A 20,620-nucleotide genomic window follows, 5' to 3' on the forward strand; every position below is an offset into this window, starting at 1 on the left:
ATGAAATTTTTAGATAACACACCTAATTATTTATTTTTTACTGGAAAAGGTGGTGTGGGTAAAACCTCTGTTTCCTGTGCGACAGCAATTAAGTTGGCTGAAAAAGGGAAAAAAGTTTTACTGGTGAGCACTGATCCAGCTTCTAACGTTGGGCAAGTATTCTCTCAATCGATAGGCAACAATATTAAGCCAATAACATTGGTTCCAAATCTATTTGCTATTGAAATAGATCCTCAAGCCGCAGCCGAAGAATATCGAAACAAAATTATTAATCCAATCAAAGAAAGTTTACCTGAAGCGGTAATTCAAAGTATTACGGAACAGCTATCAGGTGCCTGTACCACAGAGATTGCAGCTTTCGATGAATTTACCGGGTTGTTAACCAATACCGAAATTACAGAGCAATTTGACCATATCATTTTTGATACCGCACCAACGGGGCATACCATCCGTTTATTACAACTCCCGAGTGCATGGAGTGATTTTATTAGTAACAATCCTGATGGCGCGTCATGTTTAGGGCCAATGTCTGGTCTTGATAAACAACGTGAGCAGTACAGCATGGCGGTGGAAGCGTTGAGTGATAAATCACTGACAAGGCTGGTCTTGGTTGCACGACCTCAGTCTGCCGCATTGAGGGAAGTCGCGAGAACCTATAGCGAGTTGTCATCTCTGGGTATCAAAAATCAGCAATTGGTTGTCAATGGTGTTTTCCCTGAAACGGCGGTGACTGAAAATGATAAGTTATCCCATGCGCTCTACTCTCGTGAACAAGCGGCATCAGAGTCTATGCCGGAAGCACTACGCTCGTTACCTGTCGATATTCTTTATTTACAAAATATCAATATGGTGGGTGTCGATGCACTGAAGCAGTTGTTATCTGATGACATGCCACAAATTCCAACTATTACCCCTACAAAACAACCTATTTCTTTACCTACCTTGTCAGAACTGGTTGGTGAAATATCTCAGCAACAGCATGGGCTGATTATGTTAATGGGCAAAGGTGGTGTAGGGAAAACAACGATTGCGGCATCAATCGCAGTTAAATTGGCAGAAAAAGGGCTTGATGTACATCTGACCACATCTGATCCGGCCGCGCATATTGAATCAACCCTCGATGGTGTTTTACCCAATCTTCAGGTTAGCCGAATTGACCCTGTCGCTGAAACTGAGCGTTATCGTAATTATGTCTTAGAAACCAAAGGGAAAGATTTAGATGAAGAGGGGCGTGCATTACTTGAGGAAGATTTACGCTCTCCATGCACAGAAGAAATCGCGGTATTTCAGGCTTTCTCTCGCATCATTAGAGACGCGGGTAAACGTTTTGTCGTCATGGATACTGCACCGACCGGGCATACATTATTACTTCTGGATGCAACAGGGGCATACCATAAAGAAATTGTTAAAAAAATGGGCGAAAAAGGCCACTATTTAACGCCGATGATGCAATTACAAGATCCTGAACGCACTAAAGTTATTATTACGACACTCGCTGAAACTACGCCTGTGCTTGAGGCGGAGAACTTACAAAATGATTTAATTCGGGCAGATATACATCCGTGGGCGTGGGTGATCAATAACAGTCTGTCTATCACGGAAACAATATCACCATTGTTACTTTCAAGAGCAGAACAGGAAGTCGCTCAGATTGAAAAGGTGACATCAACATTGGCAAAACGTGTTGCTATTGTTCCTTTGCTTGAAACAGAGCCTGTGGGGATATCTGCATTAAGTCAGCTCGCAGAATAAGTTTTATTTTCTAAAAATAAAAGGTGCGGAAAAGTACCTTTTAAATGAGGTTGTTATGTTTATTGCCGCATTCATTTTTATTTTAACGATCACCTTTGTTATTTGGCAACCCAAAGGACTGGGTATTGGCTGGAGTGCTACAGCAGGGGCTGTATTGGCACTGATCTTTGGTGTGATCAGTTTCCAGGACATCCCGATTGTCTGGAACATTGTTTGGAATGCCACGGCGACATTTGTTGCCGTAATTATCATTAGTCTACTTTTAGATGAAAGTGGTTTCTTTGAATGGGCTGCATTACATGTTGCCAAGTGGGGCGGGGGTAAAGGAAAACTGTTATTCAGTTATATTGTGTTACTTGGAGCAACGGTTGCAGCCTTATTTGCCAATGATGGCGCAGCATTGATATTAACGCCCATTGTGATTGCGATGTTATTGGCACTTGGTTTCAACAAAGGCACGACATTAGCATTTGTCATGGCTGCCGGGTTTATTGCAGATACGGCGAGCTTGCCGCTGATCGTTTCGAACCTCGTGAATATCGTTTCTGCAGACTTCTTTAATATTGGATTTACTGAATATGCATCGATTATGGTGCCAGTGGATATTGCAGCAATTATTGCAACATTAGCGATGCTGCATTGGTTTTTCCGCAAAGATATTCCTAAACAATATGATGTTACCAAACTGAGTGAACCGACTTTAGCCATTAAGGATATGACAACGTTTAAAACAGGTTGGCTGGTATTGGTACTGCTGCTTATTGGTTTCTTTGTCTTAGAACCATTAGGTATTCCAATCAGTGCAATTGCGGCTATTGGCGCTTTAATTCTTTGGGTAATTGCAGCCAGAGGCCATACGATTAATACCAAAAAAGTATTACGCGGAGCACCGTGGCAAATCGTCATTTTCTCTTTAGGTATGTACTTGGTTGTTTATGGTTTAAGAAATGCAGGGTTAACCGATTATCTTTCTGAAATGCTCAATTACCTTGCAGACAAAGGGTTATGGGTTGCAACAATTGGTACGGGATTTATAACTGCATTTTTATCCTCAATAATGAATAATATGCCAACGGTATTAATTGGTGCCCTGTCCATTGAAGGAAGTGAAGCATCAGGGTTAATTCAGCAAGCAATGGTTTATGCTAACGTGATTGGTGCCGATTTGGGTCCGAAAATCACACCAATAGGTAGTTTGGCTACATTGCTGTGGCTGCATGTTTTATCGCAAAAAAACATGACCATTACATGGGGATATTATTTCAAAACCGGGATTATCATGACTATCCCTGTGCTCATTGTCACACTCGTTGCTTTAGTACTTCGACTTTCACTGTTAAATTAAAGGTAACTTCATGAATGAGATCACTATCTATCATAACCCCAATTGTGGCACTTCGCGTAACACCCTTGCAATGATCCGCAATAGTGGCGTTGAGCCAACGATTATTTATTACCTGGAAACACCTCCGGCTAAGGATGTGTTAGTGCAACTTATTGCAGATATGAAAATTACAGCGAGGGAGCTATTACGAAAAAATGTTGAGCCGTATAAGCAATTAAATTTAGAAAATAACCTTTATTCCGATGAGCAATTGATCGATTTTATGTTGCACTACCCGATACTGATTAATAGGCCGATTGTCGTCACTCCGCTGGGCGTAAAGTTGTGTAGGCCTTCAGAGGTAGTGTTAGATATATTGCCTAATCAGCAACAAAGTGAATTTATCAAGGAAGATGGTCAGATAGTGATTGGTAGTCACGATGTAAAAATGTAAATTTTCCCTTTCTTTGCCCGCGATATCCGTTACAGCAATGATTTTGTCACAGAAGGCAGTGCTGACGGCAAAGTCGATTTTACCTTTATCTGCGAATAAACCGGTGCCGGAAATTCCCCGGATAAAAAAGCATGGTATTTACCAGACAACCGGTCTATATTATTCCGCATGACAGAGGTAAAGACGCAATGACATCAGTAATCACAAAACCGAAACGGGGACGGCCGCCGAAAAATCATGATGCGGGTGCGGATGTAAAAAAAAATGCTGATCCGCAGTGGCATGGAGATGTTTACCGAAAAAGGGTATATGACATCGGATATCAACGGGATCCTGAAAAAGGTCGGTGTACCGAAGGGCTCTTTTTATTATTACTTTGACAGTAAAGAGCAGTTTGGTCTGGAAATCATGCGTAATTACGACAGCTATTTTTCCCGTCTGCTGGATAAATGTTTGTCTGATATCACGCTGCCGCCACCGGAAAGGTTACGGGCATTTTATCTGACCGCCAAAGCCGGGATGGAAAAATACCACTGGCAGCGCGGGTGTCTGGTGGGGAATCTCGGTCAGGAAGTGACCAGCCTGCCGGCGGGGTATTGTGAAATACTCGATGAGATTATTACCGGCTGGCAGAAGAAAGTGGAAATCTGCCTTCTTGAAGCACAGAAACAGCAGCTTATTTCCGCTAAAACAGATTGCAGGCAAATGGCGGCTTTTTTCTGGACGGGCTGGGAAGGGGCGGTAATGCGTGCCAAACTGACCCGCAACAGTGAACCGCTGGATCTGTTTATCACTGTTTTTATGACGCAGATACTGGCTGAGAAAGCCTGAGAGATTGTTGCAGAATAATTTATTAAATATCGCCGTTGTTAACACGTCGGTGAGTATTTAATAAATTTTTTTACAATTAACCAGACAACTGGTCTATATTCATAAAAGGATAACACCATGTTTAACTGCATTCTGATTGAAAATACTGACGGCTATACCGCAAAGCTGGCTCAGCTCGATGAATCACAACTGCCGGATCACAATGTGACTGTGCAGATTGACTACTCCACGCTGAACTATAAAGATGGCCTGGCGATTACCGGCAAAAGCCCGGTTGTGCGCAGTTTCCCGATGGTTCCGGGGATTGATTTTGCCGGTACCGTGACCGAAAGCAGCTCTGAACACTATAAAGTTGGCGACAAAGTACTGCTCAACGGCTGGAGTGTCGGTGAAAAATACTGGGGCGGACTGTCTCAGGTGGCAAAAGTGAAAGACAGCTGGCTGACACCGTTACCGGCCGGGATGAGTACAAAGCAGGCGATGATGATCGGTACCGCCGGTTACACGGCAATGCTGGCGGTTCAGGCGCTGCTGAAACAGGGGATCACCAAAGAATCAGGCAAAGTACTGGTGACCGGTGCCAGCGGCGGCGTGGGCAGCTTCGCGGTTTCTCTGCTGTCAAAATTAGGTTTTGAGGTTATTGCTTCCACCGGCCGTACGGCTGATACCGCGTATCTGATCGATACCCTGGGCGCATCTGAAATCATGGATCGCAACGAGTTATCCGTACCGGGCAAACCGCTGACCAAAGAGCGCTGGGCGGCAGCGATTGACAGTGTGGGCAGCCACACGCTGGCCGGTGTCTGTGCCGGTACTCAGTATGGTGGCGTTGTGGCGGCCTGCGGCCTGGCACAGGGCATGGATTTTAACGGGACTGTTGCACCGTTTATCCTCAGAGGCGTGAGCCTGATCGGTATCGACAGTGTGATGCGCCCGCAGGCAGATCGTGTGGCGGCATGGAAACAGCTGGCAGAACTGACTGATCCGGCACAGCTGGAAACCATCAGCCGTGTGATCCCGTTAAATGAAGCGATTCCGGCGGCACACAGCTTACTGAACGGTGAAATCCGCGGCCGTGTCGTTGTTGATGTGAATAATTAATATTGTCTGACCCGCAGTATCCGTAAAAGAACATCCGGCAGAACCCTTCCGCCGGGTGTCCGGTTTACAAAGTCAGCACTATTAAGTGCTCTTACATACTACTCATAATCACTTATCAGCGATAGATGTATTATCGCTGCCATGAATATACCATAACTGCTGTTCCCGGAATATTGTCCCGGATTGTCCTCTTCCATCAATAAACGTGCTGTTAACGTTATATTTCCCTGTTTTTATACCGGAAGCAGTATTAATGACATGTATTTCCCCTTCTGAAGGCATAATCATCACGGCCGTATCCGGGGCATCCGGTATCACAGATTATTATCATTATTCGTCTGACGGGCTGCATTTGCTCATTTCTGTATTTTATGAATAATAGCGATGTAAAAAGATATGACTAATACATAAAGCAGTATTTATAAAAACGACATTAACTAAGAATTATCTTATAGGGATGAGACATGCAAATGATGCAGGCAGTAAATCCGGTCAAACTGAAGTCAGTTATAAAATTGATTATTGTTGCCGTTATTCTCCTCGTCGCGGGAGTGGTTACTTTTAATTCGTATACTATTGTGCAGGATGGTTCGGTAAAAGTCGGAACCTTTTTAGGTAAGGTCAACCCGGTCGCTTATGATGCCGGGCTGCATTTTCCGATTAACCCGTTTATGACATTTGATACTTATTCAACAAAAGATATCCGCGTATCACTGAAAGAGTTACGTGTACCCTCACAGGACAAACTGAAATCCATCGTGGATATTACGGTAATGCTCCAGTTCGATGGCGCTAAAGCCCCCATTCTCCGTATTAACGGCGGTACAGAAAGTGAAGCACTGGATAAATATGTCCGCCAGAAACTGATTTCCACGATTCTGGAATTCGGGAAAGATGTTGCCAACGCACAGGATCTGTATACCGCAGATACCCAGCGGAAATTACAGGAATCTATCCGTGATGCCATTCAGGGTTATGCTTCACCTTACGGCTATACGATCAAAGAGATTATGATCCAGGATATTACGCTGCCGGAAGTGGTTCAGGAGCAGGTTGTGAATACCAAGATGCGTCAGGAGCAGATAAACCAGGCAAAAGCGGAAGCAGAGAAAGAGCGTGAACTGGCTCAGAAAAAAGTGGTTATCGCACAGGCAGAGCGTGAGTCCGCAGAACAGCAGGCACTTGCCCGTGAGCGTAATGCCCAGGCCAGCTCTTATGCAATGCGTCAGGAAGCCGATGCACGTTTATATGCCGCTCAGAAAGAATCAGAAGCGAACGCCGTGTTACAGCAGACAATCACCCGCGAAATGATTAACTGGAAGCAGCTTGAAATAGAACAAATTAAAGCAGAGAAATACAAAGGTGAAGTGCCTAATATTGTTGTTGGTGCAGACTATGACGGAAAAATGATCATGGATATGCGCTCACAACAATAAAAAATAACTGCCCGTTACCGAAAACCCGTCATATGACGGGTTTTTTATTTATATGGAATTTTTGATGCTTAAATAAGGTATTGGTTTATCTTTATATCAGATAAAAACCTGCCGGGCGATGGTCAGAAAGGAACGGTAACAGCGTTACGATTTCAGTCTCCGGCAAAGCACTGCTGATGTCAGAGCAACACCCGCAGCATGATGATATCAGTACTCTGCTGGCATTATTTTCATCTGAAACTCCGGCAACCTGTGCGGAAAGTGAAATCAACCATGCTTTCTTATGCGTTACAGGCGGAATGCATGGCTGCACTGGTGGCGGATTTCAGATATCGGAGTAATAAATATTGGTTTATCTCTTCATTAAAATAATCAGTAGGATATCGGATGAATAATAGATAATTCTAAAATAATAATTTTATTTGTTATTTTAAAGATTATTTTATTATTCAGATAAAATAACTGATTATTAAAAGGATTGATAATGAAAGAATTAAGTCATGCTGAAATTGAACTGGTTTCCGGTGCCGGATGTGTTCAGGACACTATCACCGACCTCGGAAAAAAACTCGGTGACTGGGGTTTTGAACTGCTCGGGCCTTATCTGACGGCAGACCTGCCGGTGTTCGGTAAAGTCAGCCTCAAAGACGCATACCCGGGGCTGGGCAGGGAAGTCGGCGGAAAAGTGGGTTCGGCTGTCGGCGGTTTTATTGAGGATAAATTAGGCGGCATTGTAGATCTCGGTGGTATTTGTAAATAATACGCTGATAAAGTAATAGTATAAATGGTGATCCTCTGCGGAATATACCACAGAGGATCCTTGATATATAAATAGTTATCATCGGAATCGCCGGTGTTTTTCCCGGCTGACGACAGAGCAGGAATGTTATTTTGATTCATAATAAAACCTGAATATTTTACGATAATATAGTATAATTTCTTAAGAAAATATATACTTGAAAAGTGATGTGAAATTGCAGTTTTTCCTGTTGAGCTGATAAATAATAATTATTTTCTGTCAGTATATTAACTATATTATTTTCCGCTGTAACAACGATTGATTTTTATTACATCCTTCCCTCTGTTCATTATCAGCAGTCAATTCATCTAAAATAAGTACCGTGATGACTATGTTCAGACGAAGTCATAAATAATGAAAGGGAAATCTAAATATGAAAGAGTTAAGTATTCTGGAAATTGAAGCAGTTTCTGGTGCCGGTTAATTAATACTATAACCCGCATTATTGACTGTTCCGCAGTCAATATCATATTTTGAGGGAATTCATTATTTTATGAATTCCCGTTTTTTTATCTTTTCCCTGATACTGACGGCCTTTTATTCACCGGATAACCGCAGGCAGGGTTTATTGTGTTCCGCAAAGCCGCATTCGATAACCGAAAAATGAAATGGCGGGGTAAGGCCTTATTATTACCCGGTATTCCGCTGTGGCTGATTATAGTATGCAGTTTTCTGTTTTTAATGGTTTTTCTGACCTTTATCTTGTCCGGCAGCTATACGCGGCGGGTCAGTGTGACCGGAGAAATCACCACCAATCCCCGGGCTGTTACTGTATATGCAGGTGTGCAGGGATTTATTACCGGGCAATATGTGAATGAAGGGCAGATTATCCGCAAAGGGGATCCGGTTTACCGTATTGATACCAGCAGAGCCACAGCCAGCGGTGTGGTCAGTGAAAATCAGCGCCGTGAAATTGAAAATCAGTTACAGCATATCCGTGATATGACCGCCCGTCTCAGAGATAACAAACAGACCACTCTGGCCTTGCTCGAAAAACAAAAGTCCCTTTATGCACAGGCACAGTTGCGATCTGCCGGGATTATTGAACGGGCACAGGAAGGGATCCGCATTATGAAGCAGAATATGGATAATTATCATCATTACCGGGAAAGCGGGCTGATAAATAAAGATCAGTGGCTGAATCAGGCTGCGCTTTATTATTCTCAGCAAAACAGTCTGCTGGGATTAAGCGGACAGAATGAACAGAATATTCTGCAGGTTACGTCTCTGGAAAGCCAGATCCTGACTCAGGCGGCAGAATTTGATAACCGGATTTATCAGCTGGAATTACAACAGTCTGAGCTGATGAAAGAGCAGGTGAATAATGACGCGGGTGGTGAGATTATCGTTCGTGCCCTGACAGACGGCCGTGTGGATTCCCTTGGCGTGACCGTCGGTCAGATGGTCAATCCCGGTGATACCCTGCTGCAGATCCTGCCGGAAAATATCCGTCAGTACTGGCTGGCGCTCTGGGTGCCCAATGACGCACTGCCTTATCTGAATGTCGGTGACGCGGTGAATATCCGTTATGAAGCTTTCCCGGCAGAAAAATTCGGCCAGTTTGCCGCCACCATTCAGGTGATTTCCAAAACCCCTGCCTCTGCACAGGAAATGATGACCTATGCCGGGGCGCCGAAAGTCAGTCAGATGCCGCAGTCCATCCCCTATTACAAAGTGATTGTACGTCCGGAAAAACAGATGATCGCCTATGACGGCCGCGAACTCAGCCTGCAAAACGGCATGAAAGCCAATACCACCCTGTTTCTGGAAAAACGCAAAATCTATCAGTGGATGGTATCGCCATTCTATGACATGAAACAGAGCGCCTCCGGGCCAACAGGAGCAGACACACCATGACAGAACGGACGCTGTTATCTGACCGGGAGGCTGTATGCGCCGTTTATCCCTGAAAAACCTGCTGGAAAAACTCGATCTCAGTCTGCGTCAGCGCATTCCGGTGATCCACCAGACCGAGTCCTCTGAGTGCGGCCTCGCCAGCCTGGCCATGATTTCCGCCCATTACGGCAAAAGTATCGATCTGATTTCCCTGCGCCAGCAGTTCAATCTCTCCGCGCGGGGCGCGACCCTGGCCGGACTGACCGGCATGGCCGCCGAACTGGGCATGACCACCCGCGCGCTGTCACTGGATATGGACGACCTGCCGAACCTGCGCCTGCCGTGCATTTTACACTGGGATTTCAATCACTTTCTGGTACTGGTGAAAATCAGCGGCAACAAATTTATCCTGCATGACCCGGCCTATGGCCGCCGGGTGGTCGGTATTGAGGAAATGTCGCGCAATTTTACCGGCGTGGCGCTGGAAGCCTGGCCCGGCAGCACCTTCACCAGGCAGGAGGTGGTGAAAAAACTCAGCCTGCGCAAGCTGATCGGCAATATTCACGGGCTGAAAAAAGCGCTGCTGAAAATCTTCGCGTTCTCCGTGGTGATTGAGGCTATCGGCCTGATTATGCCGGTCGGCACACAGCTGGTGATGGACCATGCTATTCCTGCCGGAGATCAGGGGTTACTGTCCCTGATTTGTGTCGGGTTACTGTTCTTTATTCTGCTGAAAGCAGCGGTCAGTATGTGCCGCGCCTGGGCCAGTGTGATTATGGAAACGCTGATCAACGTCCAGTGGCAGTCCGGATTATTCACCCATCTGCTGCGGCTGCCGCTCAGCTATTTTGAGCGGCGCAAACTCGGGGATATTCAGTCCCGTTTCGGCTCGCTGGATATTCTGCGTACCACCTTTACCACCAGCGTGGTCGGGGCGATCATGGACGGTATCATGCTGATCGGCGTGTTTATCATGATGATCCTCTACGGCGGCCATCTCACCTGGATTGTGCTCGGGTTTACCGCCGTATATATCGGGCTGCGGCTGGCGACCTACCGTTATTACCGCCAGCTGTCAGAGGAATCGCTGATCAAAGAGGCGCGCGCCGGGTCGTACTTTATGGAATCCCTCTACGGCATCACCACGGTGAAAACCCAGGGAATGAGTGACCGCCGGGGTAATCACTGGCTGAATCTGAAAGTCGATTCCATCAACACCGGCATCCGCCTGACCAAAATGAACCTGATGTTCGGCGGGGTGAATACCTTTATCATGGCCTGTGACCAGATTGCCATTCTGTGGATTGGTGCGGGTCTGGTGATCGACAACGCCATGACCCTCGGGATGTTTGTCGCGTTCAGCGCCTACCGCGAGCAGTTTTCCGACCGCGCTGCCTCCATCATTGAGTTCCTGCTGCAGCTGCGCATCATGAGCCTGCACAATGAGCGTATTTCCGATATCGCCCTCAACGAACAGGAAAATAAAAAGCCGGATGTGCCGTACGAGCCGCAGATGCAGGCCGCCGGGCTGGAGACCCGCAACCTGGCGTACAGTTACGACAGCCAGTCCGTACCGATCTTCCGCGATAATAATCTGTCGGTTGCCCCCGGTGAAAGTGTGGCGATAACAGGGCCGTCCGGCTCGGGAAAAACCACGCTGATGAAAGTGCTGTGCGGCCTGTTTGAGCCATCGGATGGCAAGGTATTCATTGATAACATTGAGATCCGCCAGCTCGGCGTCAATAACTACCACAAAATGATCGCCTGCGTGATGCAGGACGACAAACTGTTTTCCGGCTCGATCCGCGAAAATATCTGCGGTTTCACCGAAAATCGCGACGAACAGCTGATGATTGCCTGTGCGCAGGCCAGTTATATTCATGACGTGATTATATCGATGCCGATGGGCTATGAAACACTGATAGGAGAGCTGGGCGAAGGACTGTCCGGCGGGCAGAAACAGCGGATCTTTATTGCCCGCGCCCTGTACCGCAAGCCCCGCATTCTGTTTATGGACGAGGCCACCAGCGCACTGGATAAAGAGAGTGAATCTTACGTCAATCAGGCGATCCGCCAACTGCCGATCACGCGGATTATTATTGCGCACCGCGAGTCGACGATTGAGTCAGCGGACCGCATTATTTTTCTCGGCGGGAAAAACAATAAATAAAGCCACGAAAATATAACCGGAAATAATAACCTCAGGATATGTATTTTATATTACCGTTAATATTACAACTCTTGTGGCATTTTCTGAATTTTATGCAGAATATCCGGAATCTGTTGTATTTATCTGGTCAAACCGCTGAACCGGGCCAACGAAGCCCTGCGTGAGCGCTGATCCTGTCAGTCAGCCCCGCATATCACAGTGTGATATGCGGGGCTTTCTCTTTATTTGTCATGTGAATGCTTAACAGTATACTGATACCTTAAGGCAGCCGTCCGCTTGCTGACGGTACTCTCTCACTGACAAGGCAGGTGACACCATGACAGACAGACAAGAGGTCTTACCCCAGCGTATCAGCGCGCGGATTAAAGATGTCGGCGGCGTGCCGGTATCCCGTGCATTACCGGTAAAAGAGCGCCGTCAGATAGGCGCCTGGTGTTTTCTGGATCATGCCGGTCCGGCAGTTTTCAAAGGGGATGACGGCATGAAAGTCGGGCCGCATCCGCACATCGGCTTACAGACGTTCACCTGGATGCTGGAAGGTGAGGTGCTGCACCGGGACAGCCTCGGATCAGAGCAGATTATCCGCCCGGGACAGGTGAATCTGATGACAGCCGGACGCGGTATCACACATACCGAAGATTCCGCCGGCAGAAATGCCCGTCTGCATGCCGCCCAGCTCTGGATTGCCTTACCTCCGGCGGATAGCACCATCGCGCCGCGCTTTGACCACTATCCTGATTTACCTGTCTGGCATCATGACCAGGTGAGTTTCACATTACTGACCGGCGAATATGGTGATCACCGTTCGCCGGTTCTGCATTTTTCCCCGCTGATCGGCATGGATTTGCTGGCACAGCAGGCAACACAAACCACACTCGATACCCGGCCGGACTTTGAATACGGCCTCTTTGTGCTGGAGGGCCAGCTGACATACCGCGGTGAAGTTTATACCGCCAATGAGCTGGTGTATGTCGGTGAAGGGTTGTCCTCTGTCACACTGACACTGATGAAGGGCTCGCGGTTGCTGTTGCTGGGCGGTACACCGGTGCAGGAACGGATAATGATGTGGTGGAATTTTGTCGGCTACGACGTACAGACACTACAGCAGGCTGTCAGTGACTGGAACAATGGCGATATCCGGTTCGGTACTGTTGAAAATGACCCCCGCGAGCCGCTGCCCGCACCATCGTATCCCGCATCCCGCCTGTAACAGGCAATAGCTGATACACTCTGAATGCAATAATTCTTATTAATGATAGTTGAAATGATTGGCATTCAGAGTGCAGTATTATCCCGTATTTCACGCTAGAATAAACCAGTTAATGGTCGTTATGTTGCTGAACTGAACATAACTTTTCTGTTGTTCCATAACTGAGGTGAACTATGAAAGCAGCTGTTGTCGCAAAAAATAAGACCGTAGAAATCAAAGAGAAAACATTACGCCCTCTGAAATATGGAGAAGCCCTGCTGAAAATGGAATGCTGCGGCGTGTGTCACACTGACCTGCATGTAAAAAATGCTGATTTTGGTGATGTCTCCGGTGTGATCCTCGGGCATGAAGGTATTGGTGTGGTGACGGAAATCGCGGAAGGGGTCACCTCACTGAAAGTCGGCGATCGTGCCAGTGTTGCATGGTTTTTCCGTGGCTGCGGCCATTGTGAATACTGTAACAGCGGCAAAGAAACTTTCTGCCGTGAAGTTAAAAATGCCGGTTATACCGTGGACGGCGGTATGGCGGAAGAGTGCATTGTGACTGCGGATTATGCGGTAAAAGTGCCGGATGGTCTGGATTCAGCCGCGGCGAGCAGTATTACCTGCGCCGGCGTCACCACTTATAAAGCAATTAAAGTTTCCGGCATCAAACCGGGTCAGTGGCTGGCGATTTACGGTCTCGGTGGATTAGGCAACCTGGCGCTGCAATATGCCAAAAACGTCTTTAATGCCAAAGTGATCGCTATTGATGTCAATGATAAACAACTGGCACTGGCAAAAGAGATGGGCGCCGATCTGATCCTGAATCCGAAAACCGATAATGTCGATGAAATCATTCAGAAAGACCTCGGCGGCGCGCATGCAGCGGTCGTTACCGCAGTAGCCAAATCCGCATTTAACTCGGCGGTCGGCAGTGTCCGTGCCGCAGGGCGTGTTGTGGCGGTCGGTCTGCCGGTGGAAACCATGGATCTGAGTATTCCGCGTCTGGTACTGGACGGTATCGAGGTTGTCGGTTCGCTGGTGGGAACCCGCGAAGATCTGAAAGAAGCATTCCGTTTTGGTGCCGAAGGCAAAGTGGTACCAAAAGTGGCGATGCGCCCGCTTGAAGACATTAATGCCATCTTTGAAGAGATGGAGCAGGGCAAATTTACCGGCCGTATGGTCATTGATTTTAAAAACAAAAAATAATCGATCCGGTTATTTGCTGCAATATCCTTTAGCCGCCCGCCTGCGGGCGGTTAATGAGATGACCCCCCCCCCCCCTGTGAGCGGTATGCTGACAGGGTGTTTTTCTTTCAGGAGAGGCCATCATGCAAAGCGTTGTTGCACAAAAAATTCACGCGAACCAAACTGATTGAATTTTTAACGGGATGTTCATCAGTGACGATTGTGACGGAAGCCTGTGCCGAAGCTATATATGAGACAGCATCCCGTCCGTCTGTGAGATTTGTAAAACCGCGAACGGAATCCCGGCAGGTTATGCAGGCTTTGCATCCTGGCTCAGTTACTGCTCCGATAGCATGATCATTACCAATATTTAATGGTTCAGATATGGGCGAATGGGCGCTGCTGCACTGGATGGAAAAAGCTCAATATAAATATCAACGGATTAAATTATAAAGAAAAGCCGGTTAATAAAATACTGAAAAACTTTAAGTGCCCGGCGGATATTTAAACAATAGATATTTATAAGTAAGAGTATTCAGTTTCTTATTTAATTGTGAGGTTTTTCTGTTAATTATCAGAGCGATTTTCTTATATTGATAAATGGCTGCTTATTATGAAAATAAAGACAATTTTTTCAGGGTTGGAAAATGGTTCGGGAAGAAATAAAATTAAAGGTAATCAAGTAATTCAGCGTATTAGCCGCCAGTGAAGCCAATTAAATATCAATCAATCGCTTAACAATAGAGTGATTACAAAGCAAATCCCATGGTACTTTGTTGTCCCGGTATCAGAAAAGAAAGACGCGTTTTATCTCGGTGCTTTCAGTTTTCTCTGTGATGATAAATGCGTGGTTCTGTACATAAAGGTTGCGGATAAATGGATAATCAGACACCTGAGTATGGTATCAAATATTATTTTCTGGTGTTCCCGGATAACGATATTACTCTCCGCTGCGGGAATCAGTTCTCCTGAAACCCCGGTTTCAGTTTAATAACAACGGGTATGAACAGTATCAGTGGCCGGGAGACTATGATGAACCGGCTGTCGGTGAGTTTCTGGCGCGTGTCCGCAATGAGGAGCAGGGGGGCCGGGCTCCCGGGCTCCCGGGCTGCCGGTTCCGGTGAAATATACGGTGATACACGGCTATCAATGTGATAACCGGGATTATTAAATTGAGAAGGCAATCGATTGTCATGCCGTGAGTCCTGAAAAATTACATTTCACAGGGGTAATAAAAATGCGGCGGGTATCTCGTTTTTAATGGCAAAATGCGTCAAAAAACCGGAATCCGGTCACGAAACACAGCATTTATGCTGATAAAAAATCGCGCTGGTCTGAATTTTGCTCAATCGTTTAAATGATGAACAGATACCCGGGCCGGGTTCGTCATCATAGTGAGACACCCTGACGCCAGGGGTCATTTTCCGAGATCTTCGAATCGAAGCCGGGGAGTCCCGGTTGTAAGGGAGTCTGTTTCATGAGCAATCATAGTGTGGATCAAGCACAGGAACCGGTTAAGCCCGTTATTGACGAAGTTGAAGAAATATTACCTGCGGGAAAACTGATGATGCTGGGATTACAGCACGTACTGGTGATGTATGCCGGTGCAGTAGCGGTACCGCTGGTTATCGGTGACCGGCTGGGGCTGAGCAAGGAAGTGGTGACACTGCTTATCAGTTCGGATCTGTTTTGCTGTGGTATCGTGACACTGTTGCAGTGTATTGGTATCGGGAAATTTGCCGGTATCCGTCTGCCGGTGATTATGTCTGTGACGTTCGCGGCGGTGACGCCGATGCTGGCTATCGGTGCCAACCCGGATATCGGCCTGATGGGGATTTTCGGCGCCACCATTGCGGCGGGGGTACTGACAACGCTGATAGTCCCGCTGATGGGAAAACTGATGCCGCTTTTCCCCAATATGGTCACCGGTATTGTGATCACCTCTATCGGGCTGAGTATCATGCAGGTGGGGATCGACTGGGCTGCCGGGGGTAAAGGTAACCCGGAATATGGTCATCCGCTCTACCTCGGTATCTCATTTGCGGTTCTGCTGTCTATCCTGTTTATCACCAAATTCTGTAAGGGTTTTCTCTGTAATATCTCGGTATTACTGGGGATTATCTTTGGTTTTGTGTTGTCGCTGATGTGCAATGAGGTCAGTTTCGACGGCTATGCGGATGCGCCCTGGTTCAAACTGGTTACCCCGATGGCGCTGGGAACACCAACGTTTGAGCCGATTTCCATTATCACCCTCAGTGTGGTGCTGCTGATTGTCTTTATTGAATCGATGGGGATGTTCCTGGCGCTCGGGGAAATCGTCGGCCGTCCGGTCGGAAAAGATGACATTGTGCGCGGACTGCGGGTGGACGGGATCGGGACAGTTATCGGTGGTCTGTTCAATAGTTTCCCGCATACCTCATTTTCCCAGAACGTCGGGCTGGTGGGCGTGACAAAAGTCCACAGCCGCTGGGTGTGTGTAGTCTCCGGATTTATCCTGATCATCTTTGGTCTGCTGCCGAAAATGGCGGTGGTGATTGCCTCTATTCCGCAGTTTGTGCTCGGCGGGGCGGGGCTGGTGATGTTCGGCATGGTACTGGCGACAGGGATCCGCATTCTGTCCCGTGTTGATTACAGTGGCAATAATTACAATCTCTATATTGTGGCGATAAGCCTGGGGGTCGGGCTGACACCGACACTCTCCGGTAATTTCTTTGCCAAACTGCCGATGTTCTTACAGCCGCTGCTGCACAGCGGGATCCTGCTGGCCACTGTCAGTGCGGTGATCCTGAACCTGTTCTTTAATGGTTATCATCCGAAAAAAGAAAGCCCGGCAACGTGATCTGACTCACTAAGCATAACCCGGAGTGGTGATTGACACCGATGCAGAAAAGCATCGGTGTTTTTTTATGGACGGGCGTATACTGGATTATCAGTAAGCACAATTATTGGCAATCTAAATCATATCAGTAAGGCCGTACTATGAGTGGAATCATCACGGAGCATGAACCTTTCGGCACATTACTGGGCTATGCGCCCGGCGGTGTGGCTATCTATTCCTCTGACTACGATACCATCACGGAAGCAGAGAAAGAGGATGATATTTCCTTCCGCAGTTATATCGGAAATGAATATATGGGATACAAATGGCAGTGTGTGGAATTTGCCCGCCGCTTCCTGTATCTCAATTACGGTGTGGTGTTTACCGATGTCGGTATGGCGTACGAGATTTTTTCCCTGCGTTTTCTGCGTCATGTGGTGGATGACAGTATTCTGCCGCTGCGTGCGTTTAAAAACGGCTGCCAGCAGGCGCCGGTAGCGGGGGCATTGCTTATCTGGCAGGAAGGGGGCGAATTTAAACGCACCGGTCATGTGGCGGTGATAACCCAGGTGTGTGCGGATAAAGTCCGGATTGTGGAGCAGAACGTCATCCACCATAAACTGCCGCGCGGTCAGCAGTGGACCCGCGAGCTGCCGATGCATGTCAAAGACGGTTATTACACCCTGTCAGATACTTTCACGGATACACAGATCCTCGGCTGGATGATCCAGACAATTGATGATGAGTATGCCTGGACCGAACCGGCGGTTAACCCCGCGCTGATGACACTGCACGCCGCCCGTCTGGATGAGAAAGCCGATTTCACCGGTAAATGGCTGGATGAATCGGATCCGATGGAAAAAGCCTATGTCAAAGCCAATCACGGCCACAATCTGAATGCGGATCCGCATGAATATTTCACCATTTCAGAGACTGCCGAAAATGCACTGATGCAGGCAACCAACGAAGTCCATCTGATGTACCTGCACGCCACGGAGAAAGTGCTGAAAGATGACAATCTGCTTAAATTATTCAATATCCCGGAAATCCTCTGGCCGAGACTGCGGCTCTCCTGGCAGAACCGGCGTCACGATATGGTGACCGGCAGACTGGATTTCTGCATGGATGAGCGCGGTCTGAAAGTGTATGAATACAATGCGGATTCTGCCTCCTGTCATGCAGAAACCGGGGTGATTATTAATAAATGGGCGAAACAGGGCGGGCTGACCGAAGGCTGGGATCCGGGGGAACGCCTGTCAGAAATGCTGGCGGATATCTGGAAACACACCTCGGCCAAGCCGTTTATCCATATTATGCAGGATAAAGACAGCGAGGAAGATTATCACGCCCTCAATATGGCGCGGGCCATCACGGCGGCAGGGTACGGATACCGGGTCATTCACGGGCTGGATGAACTGAGCTGGAACGAAAGCGGACAGGTCATCGACGGTGAAGGGCGCGTGCTTAAATGTGTCTGGAAAACCTGGGCGTGGGAAACGGCGCTGGAACAACTGCGTCAGGAAAGTGAAAGCGACCGGACATACTCCGCACTGCCTATCCGTACCGGCCATCCGCGTCATGGAGATGATGTGCGGCTGATTGATGTGCTGCTGCGCCCGGAAATCCGTGTATTTGAGCCACTGTGGACGGTGATCCCGGGCAACAAAGCGATTCTGCCGATCCTGTGGTCGCTGTTCCCGCATCATCCTTATCTGCTGGATACAGAATTTGAACTCAGTGACGAACTGCGCCGGACCGGTTATGCGGTTAAACCGATCGCCGGACGCTGCGGCAGCAATATCGGGCTGGTGGATCACCGCGACGAAGTGCTGGATGAAACCTGCGGCCGTTTCGGTGAGCAGGAAAACGTCTATCAGCAGCTCTGGTGTTTACCGAAAGTGGCAGGCCGTTATATCCAGATGTGCGCCTTTACTGTCGGCGGCCACTACGGCGGTGTCTGTCTGCGTTCGGATCCGTCTCTGGTTATCAAAAAAGAGAGTGATATTGAGCCGCTGCGGGTTCTGGAGGATAAGGACTTTCTGGCGGAGAATTGATTTCTTACAGTGATACCTTTCCCGGGCAGCTCCCGTATTCACCGGTGGCTGCCCGTTTTTATATCCTTTTGATCTGATTTATGTTTCCTTTCTTTCCGCGATAACACGCCTTTCCCGTATAAAAATCAGGGTTAAAAAACAGTGGTCAACCACGATAAAAATCATTATTGTTATATTATAACATAACAAAGTGAGGCGACCATGAAACCCGATATTCATCCGGATTACCGGACAGTCATCTTCCACGACACCGCAGCAGACGTGTATTTCAAAGTCGGATCCACTATCAGAACGGAAAGAACCATTGAGTTTGAAGGGCAGACTTATCCTTATGTCACCCTGGATGTCTCATCTCATTCTCATCCGTTCTATACCGGCAAACAGAAAACACACTCTCAGGAAGGGAATGTGGCCCGTTTTGCCAAGCGCTTCGGGCGTTTTGTACATTAAAAGAAGAGGAAAAACCGATGCAGGTATTAAGTTCACTGAAAAGTGCGAAACAGCGTCATCCGGACTGTAAAATTGTCCGTCGTCGCGGTCGTATCTATGTGATTTGTAAGTCCAACCCGCGTTTTAAAGCCGTACAGGGGTGATTATGACAGCTAAATCAGTTCTCCCGTTACTGTTACTGGCGGGATTATTCAGCGGTGCGGCGGTGGCACACGGACACCATCACGACAAACCGCAGACAGAAGCACAGCGCAAGGCCGCAGAAGGGATTTTTGCTGATAAGGATGTCAAAGACCGGCAACTGAGCGACTGGGATGGCGTCTGGCAGTCTGTTGAGCCTTACCTGGCCAGCGGCGAGCTGGACCCGGTGATGCAGGCGAAAGCCGCGAAGAACGGCGATAAAACGGCAGAAGAGTATCGCGCTTATTATACAAAGGGATATAAAACCGATGTGGATATGATTGGTATTGAAAATAATATCATCGAATTCCATCGCGGGGATAAGGTGGATCAGTGTGAGTATCAGTATGCCGGTTACCGGATCCTGAATTACACCTCCGGCAAGAAAGGGGCACGTTATCTGTTTGAGTGCAAAGATAAAAACAGTCATGCGCCGAAATATATCCAGTTCAGCGACCATATCATTGCACCGGAAAAAGCGGGTCATTTCCACCTGTATATGGGCAATGAGTCCCAGGAGGCACTCCTGACTCAGCTGGACAACTGGCCGACCTATTATCCTTATACAATGAGCGGAAAAGATATCGTTCACGAAATGCTGCATCACTGACAGCAAAGCTGCGCAGCAATATAAAACCGGCAGCCCGGAAACAATCTCTGTTTCCGGGCTGTTTTGTTATTTCATTAACAGATGAATATAAAACTTGATTAATCGTGTCAGTTAAAAATAAAATAAGAATAAGCGATTCAGCAAGCCAGATTAAACAGATTTTCCGCAATAAACATCAGGTCTTTTTTGTTTTTATTTCAGGCTTATTTATTTGATATCAGTCACAGTATTTATGTAACGATAAAGGGCGCATTTCAGCGTTGTTATTCTAAGGTCATGAAAACAAACAGATGTTTGCTTATATAACAACCCGCACATAACAGATTGATAGATATGAAAATTATTTTTAATTAAATCCTCTTTTTTTGATGGTTATTATTTTGTGTTTTTTATTTTATTTTTGAAGATATAAAAAACATGATCTCC

At 47.3% G+C, this 20,620-nt stretch carries 17 protein-coding genes and 1 pseudogene; 17 read left to right on the forward strand and 1 reads right to left on the reverse strand.

The window, feature by feature from the left end:
• The 5 genes from arsA to acuI all read left to right on the forward strand — a co-directional run bounded on the left by arsA (window position 1) and on the right by acuI (window position 5,462).
• Window positions 1-1,752 carry an arsenical pump-driving ATPase gene (gene arsA, locus JL661_RS03960; protein WP_015422940.1) on the forward strand — a complete coding sequence of 584 codons (1,752 nt, stop codon included), beginning with the start codon at window positions 1-3 and terminating at the stop codon, window positions 1,750-1,752.
• A gap of 55 nt (window positions 1,753-1,807) precedes the next feature.
• Window positions 1,808-3,097, forward strand: coding sequence for an arsenic transporter (locus JL661_RS03965; protein WP_046024944.1), 1,290 nt, complete (start codon window positions 1,808-1,810; stop codon window positions 3,095-3,097).
• A gap of 10 nt (window positions 3,098-3,107) precedes the next feature.
• Window positions 3,108-3,530 (forward strand): arsenate reductase (glutaredoxin), encoded by a 423-nt coding sequence (arsC, locus tag JL661_RS03970; protein WP_015422939.1) that lies wholly within the window; start codon window positions 3,108-3,110, stop codon window positions 3,528-3,530.
• 264 nt (window positions 3,531-3,794) lie between these two features.
• Window positions 3,795-4,361 carry an acrylate utilization transcriptional regulator AcuR gene (gene acuR, locus JL661_RS03975; protein ID WP_487250681.1) on the forward strand — a complete coding sequence of 189 codons (567 nt, stop codon included), beginning with the start codon at window positions 3,795-3,797 and terminating at the stop codon, window positions 4,359-4,361.
• A gap of 117 nt (window positions 4,362-4,478) precedes the next feature.
• The gene (gene acuI / locus JL661_RS03980) at window positions 4,479-5,462 is read left to right on the forward strand and encodes an acrylyl-CoA reductase (NADPH) (protein ID WP_004237682.1); all 984 of its coding nucleotides are present in this window, start codon (window positions 4,479-4,481) and stop codon (window positions 5,460-5,462) included.
• A 108-nt stretch (window positions 5,463-5,570) separates the two neighbouring features.
• On the opposite strand, the gene JL661_RS03985 is transcribed toward acuI, so the two are convergent.
• The gene (locus tag JL661_RS03985; RefSeq protein ID WP_004240997.1) at window positions 5,571-5,750 is read right to left on the reverse strand and encodes a hypothetical protein; all 180 of its coding nucleotides are present in this window, start codon (window positions 5,748-5,750) and stop codon (window positions 5,571-5,573) included.
• A 176-nt stretch (window positions 5,751-5,926) separates the two neighbouring features.
• On the opposite strand from JL661_RS03985, the gene JL661_RS03990 reads away from it, so the two are divergent.
• The 12 genes and pseudogenes from JL661_RS03990 to zinT all read left to right on the forward strand — a co-directional run bounded on the left by JL661_RS03990 (window position 5,927) and on the right by zinT (window position 20,194).
• A complete protein-coding gene (locus JL661_RS03990) occupies window positions 5,927-6,898 on the forward strand; it encodes an SPFH domain-containing protein (RefSeq protein ID WP_004237684.1) in 972 nt (323 codons plus the stop codon).
• Window positions 6,899-7,382: 484 nt separating this feature from the next.
• A complete protein-coding gene (locus JL661_RS03995) occupies window positions 7,383-7,658 on the forward strand; it encodes a hypothetical protein (RefSeq protein ID WP_004237685.1) in 276 nt (91 codons plus the stop codon).
• Between the two features lie 609 nt (window positions 7,659-8,267).
• A complete protein-coding gene (locus tag JL661_RS04000; RefSeq protein ID WP_062772660.1) occupies window positions 8,268-9,554 on the forward strand; it encodes an HlyD family secretion protein in 1,287 nt (428 codons plus the stop codon).
• A gap of 34 nt (window positions 9,555-9,588) precedes the next feature.
• Window positions 9,589-11,703, forward strand: coding sequence for a peptidase domain-containing ABC transporter (locus JL661_RS04005; protein WP_062772663.1), 2,115 nt, complete (start codon window positions 9,589-9,591; stop codon window positions 11,701-11,703).
• A gap of 316 nt (window positions 11,704-12,019) precedes the next feature.
• Entirely contained in the window at window positions 12,020-12,913 is an 894-nt protein-coding gene (locus tag JL661_RS04010) for a pirin family protein (protein ID WP_004240988.1), read from the forward strand.
• A gap of 173 nt (window positions 12,914-13,086) precedes the next feature.
• The gene (adhP, locus tag JL661_RS04015; RefSeq protein WP_004237690.1) at window positions 13,087-14,103 is read left to right on the forward strand and encodes an alcohol dehydrogenase AdhP; all 1,017 of its coding nucleotides are present in this window, start codon (window positions 13,087-13,089) and stop codon (window positions 14,101-14,103) included.
• Window positions 14,104-14,199: 96 nt separating this feature from the next.
• Window positions 14,200-14,409: pseudogene (locus JL661_RS04020) on the forward strand (IS110 family transposase); the annotation flags it as partial.
• A gap of 1,150 nt (window positions 14,410-15,559) precedes the next feature.
• Complete coding sequence (locus JL661_RS04025; RefSeq protein WP_004237693.1) at window positions 15,560-16,921, forward strand: nucleobase:cation symporter-2 family protein; 1,362 nt, start codon at window positions 15,560-15,562, stop codon at window positions 16,919-16,921.
• A 140-nt stretch (window positions 16,922-17,061) separates the two neighbouring features.
• Window positions 17,062-18,954 (forward strand): bifunctional glutathionylspermidine amidase/synthase, encoded by a 1,893-nt coding sequence (gss, locus tag JL661_RS04030; RefSeq protein ID WP_062772666.1) that lies wholly within the window; start codon window positions 17,062-17,064, stop codon window positions 18,952-18,954.
• 201 nt (window positions 18,955-19,155) lie between these two features.
• Window positions 19,156-19,404, forward strand: a complete 249-nt coding sequence (locus JL661_RS04035) for a type B 50S ribosomal protein L31 (RefSeq protein ID WP_004237695.1) — start codon at window positions 19,156-19,158, stop codon at window positions 19,402-19,404.
• Window positions 19,405-19,421: 17 nt separating this feature from the next.
• On the forward strand, window positions 19,422-19,547 hold the full coding sequence (gene ykgO / locus JL661_RS04040; RefSeq protein WP_004237696.1) for a type B 50S ribosomal protein L36: 126 nt from the start codon (window positions 19,422-19,424) through the stop codon (window positions 19,545-19,547).
• Window positions 19,548-19,549: 2 nt separating this feature from the next.
• Complete coding sequence (gene zinT, locus JL661_RS04045; protein WP_024474783.1) at window positions 19,550-20,194, forward strand: metal-binding protein ZinT; 645 nt, start codon at window positions 19,550-19,552, stop codon at window positions 20,192-20,194.
• The last annotated feature ends 426 nt before the right edge of the window (window positions 20,195-20,620 follow it).

The sequence above is a fragment of the Morganella morganii genome (assembly GCF_019243775.1).
GTDB lineage: Bacteria > Pseudomonadota > Gammaproteobacteria > Enterobacterales > Enterobacteriaceae > Morganella > Morganella morganii.

Bases quoted from the DNA above. Each gene is read 5' to 3' on its own strand.
- JL661_RS03990 (WP_004237684.1), top strand. From the start codon at position 5,927: ATGCAAATGATGCAGGCAGTAAATCCGGTCAAACTGAAGTCAGTTATA.
- JL661_RS04010 (WP_004240988.1), top strand. From the start codon at position 12,020: ATGACAGACAGACAAGAGGTCTTACCCCAGCGTATCAGCGCGCGGATT.
- JL661_RS04025 (WP_004237693.1), top strand. From the start codon at position 15,560: ATGAGCAATCATAGTGTGGATCAAGCACAGGAACCGGTTAAGCCCGTT.
- acuI (WP_004237682.1), top strand. From the start codon at position 4,479: ATGTTTAACTGCATTCTGATTGAAAATACTGACGGCTATACCGCAAAG.
- JL661_RS04035 (WP_004237695.1), top strand. From the start codon at position 19,156: ATGAAACCCGATATTCATCCGGATTACCGGACAGTCATCTTCCACGAC.
- zinT (WP_024474783.1), top strand. From the start codon at position 19,550: ATGACAGCTAAATCAGTTCTCCCGTTACTGTTACTGGCGGGATTATTC.
- JL661_RS03995 (WP_004237685.1), top strand. From the start codon at position 7,383: ATGAAAGAATTAAGTCATGCTGAAATTGAACTGGTTTCCGGTGCCGGA.
- JL661_RS04005 (WP_062772663.1), top strand. From the start codon at position 9,589: ATGCGCCGTTTATCCCTGAAAAACCTGCTGGAAAAACTCGATCTCAGT.
- arsA (WP_015422940.1), top strand. From the start codon at position 1: ATGAAATTTTTAGATAACACACCTAATTATTTATTTTTTACTGGAAAA.
- gss (WP_062772666.1), top strand. From the start codon at position 17,062: ATGAGTGGAATCATCACGGAGCATGAACCTTTCGGCACATTACTGGGC.
- acuR (WP_487250681.1), top strand. From the start codon at position 3,795: ATGCTGATCCGCAGTGGCATGGAGATGTTTACCGAAAAAGGGTATATG.
- JL661_RS03965 (WP_046024944.1), top strand. From the start codon at position 1,808: ATGTTTATTGCCGCATTCATTTTTATTTTAACGATCACCTTTGTTATT.
- ykgO (WP_004237696.1), top strand. From the start codon at position 19,422: ATGCAGGTATTAAGTTCACTGAAAAGTGCGAAACAGCGTCATCCGGAC.
- JL661_RS03985 (WP_004240997.1), bottom strand. From the start codon at position 5,750: ATGATTATGCCTTCAGAAGGGGAAATACATGTCATTAATACTGCTTCC.
- arsC (WP_015422939.1), top strand. From the start codon at position 3,108: ATGAATGAGATCACTATCTATCATAACCCCAATTGTGGCACTTCGCGT.
- adhP (WP_004237690.1), top strand. From the start codon at position 13,087: ATGAAAGCAGCTGTTGTCGCAAAAAATAAGACCGTAGAAATCAAAGAG.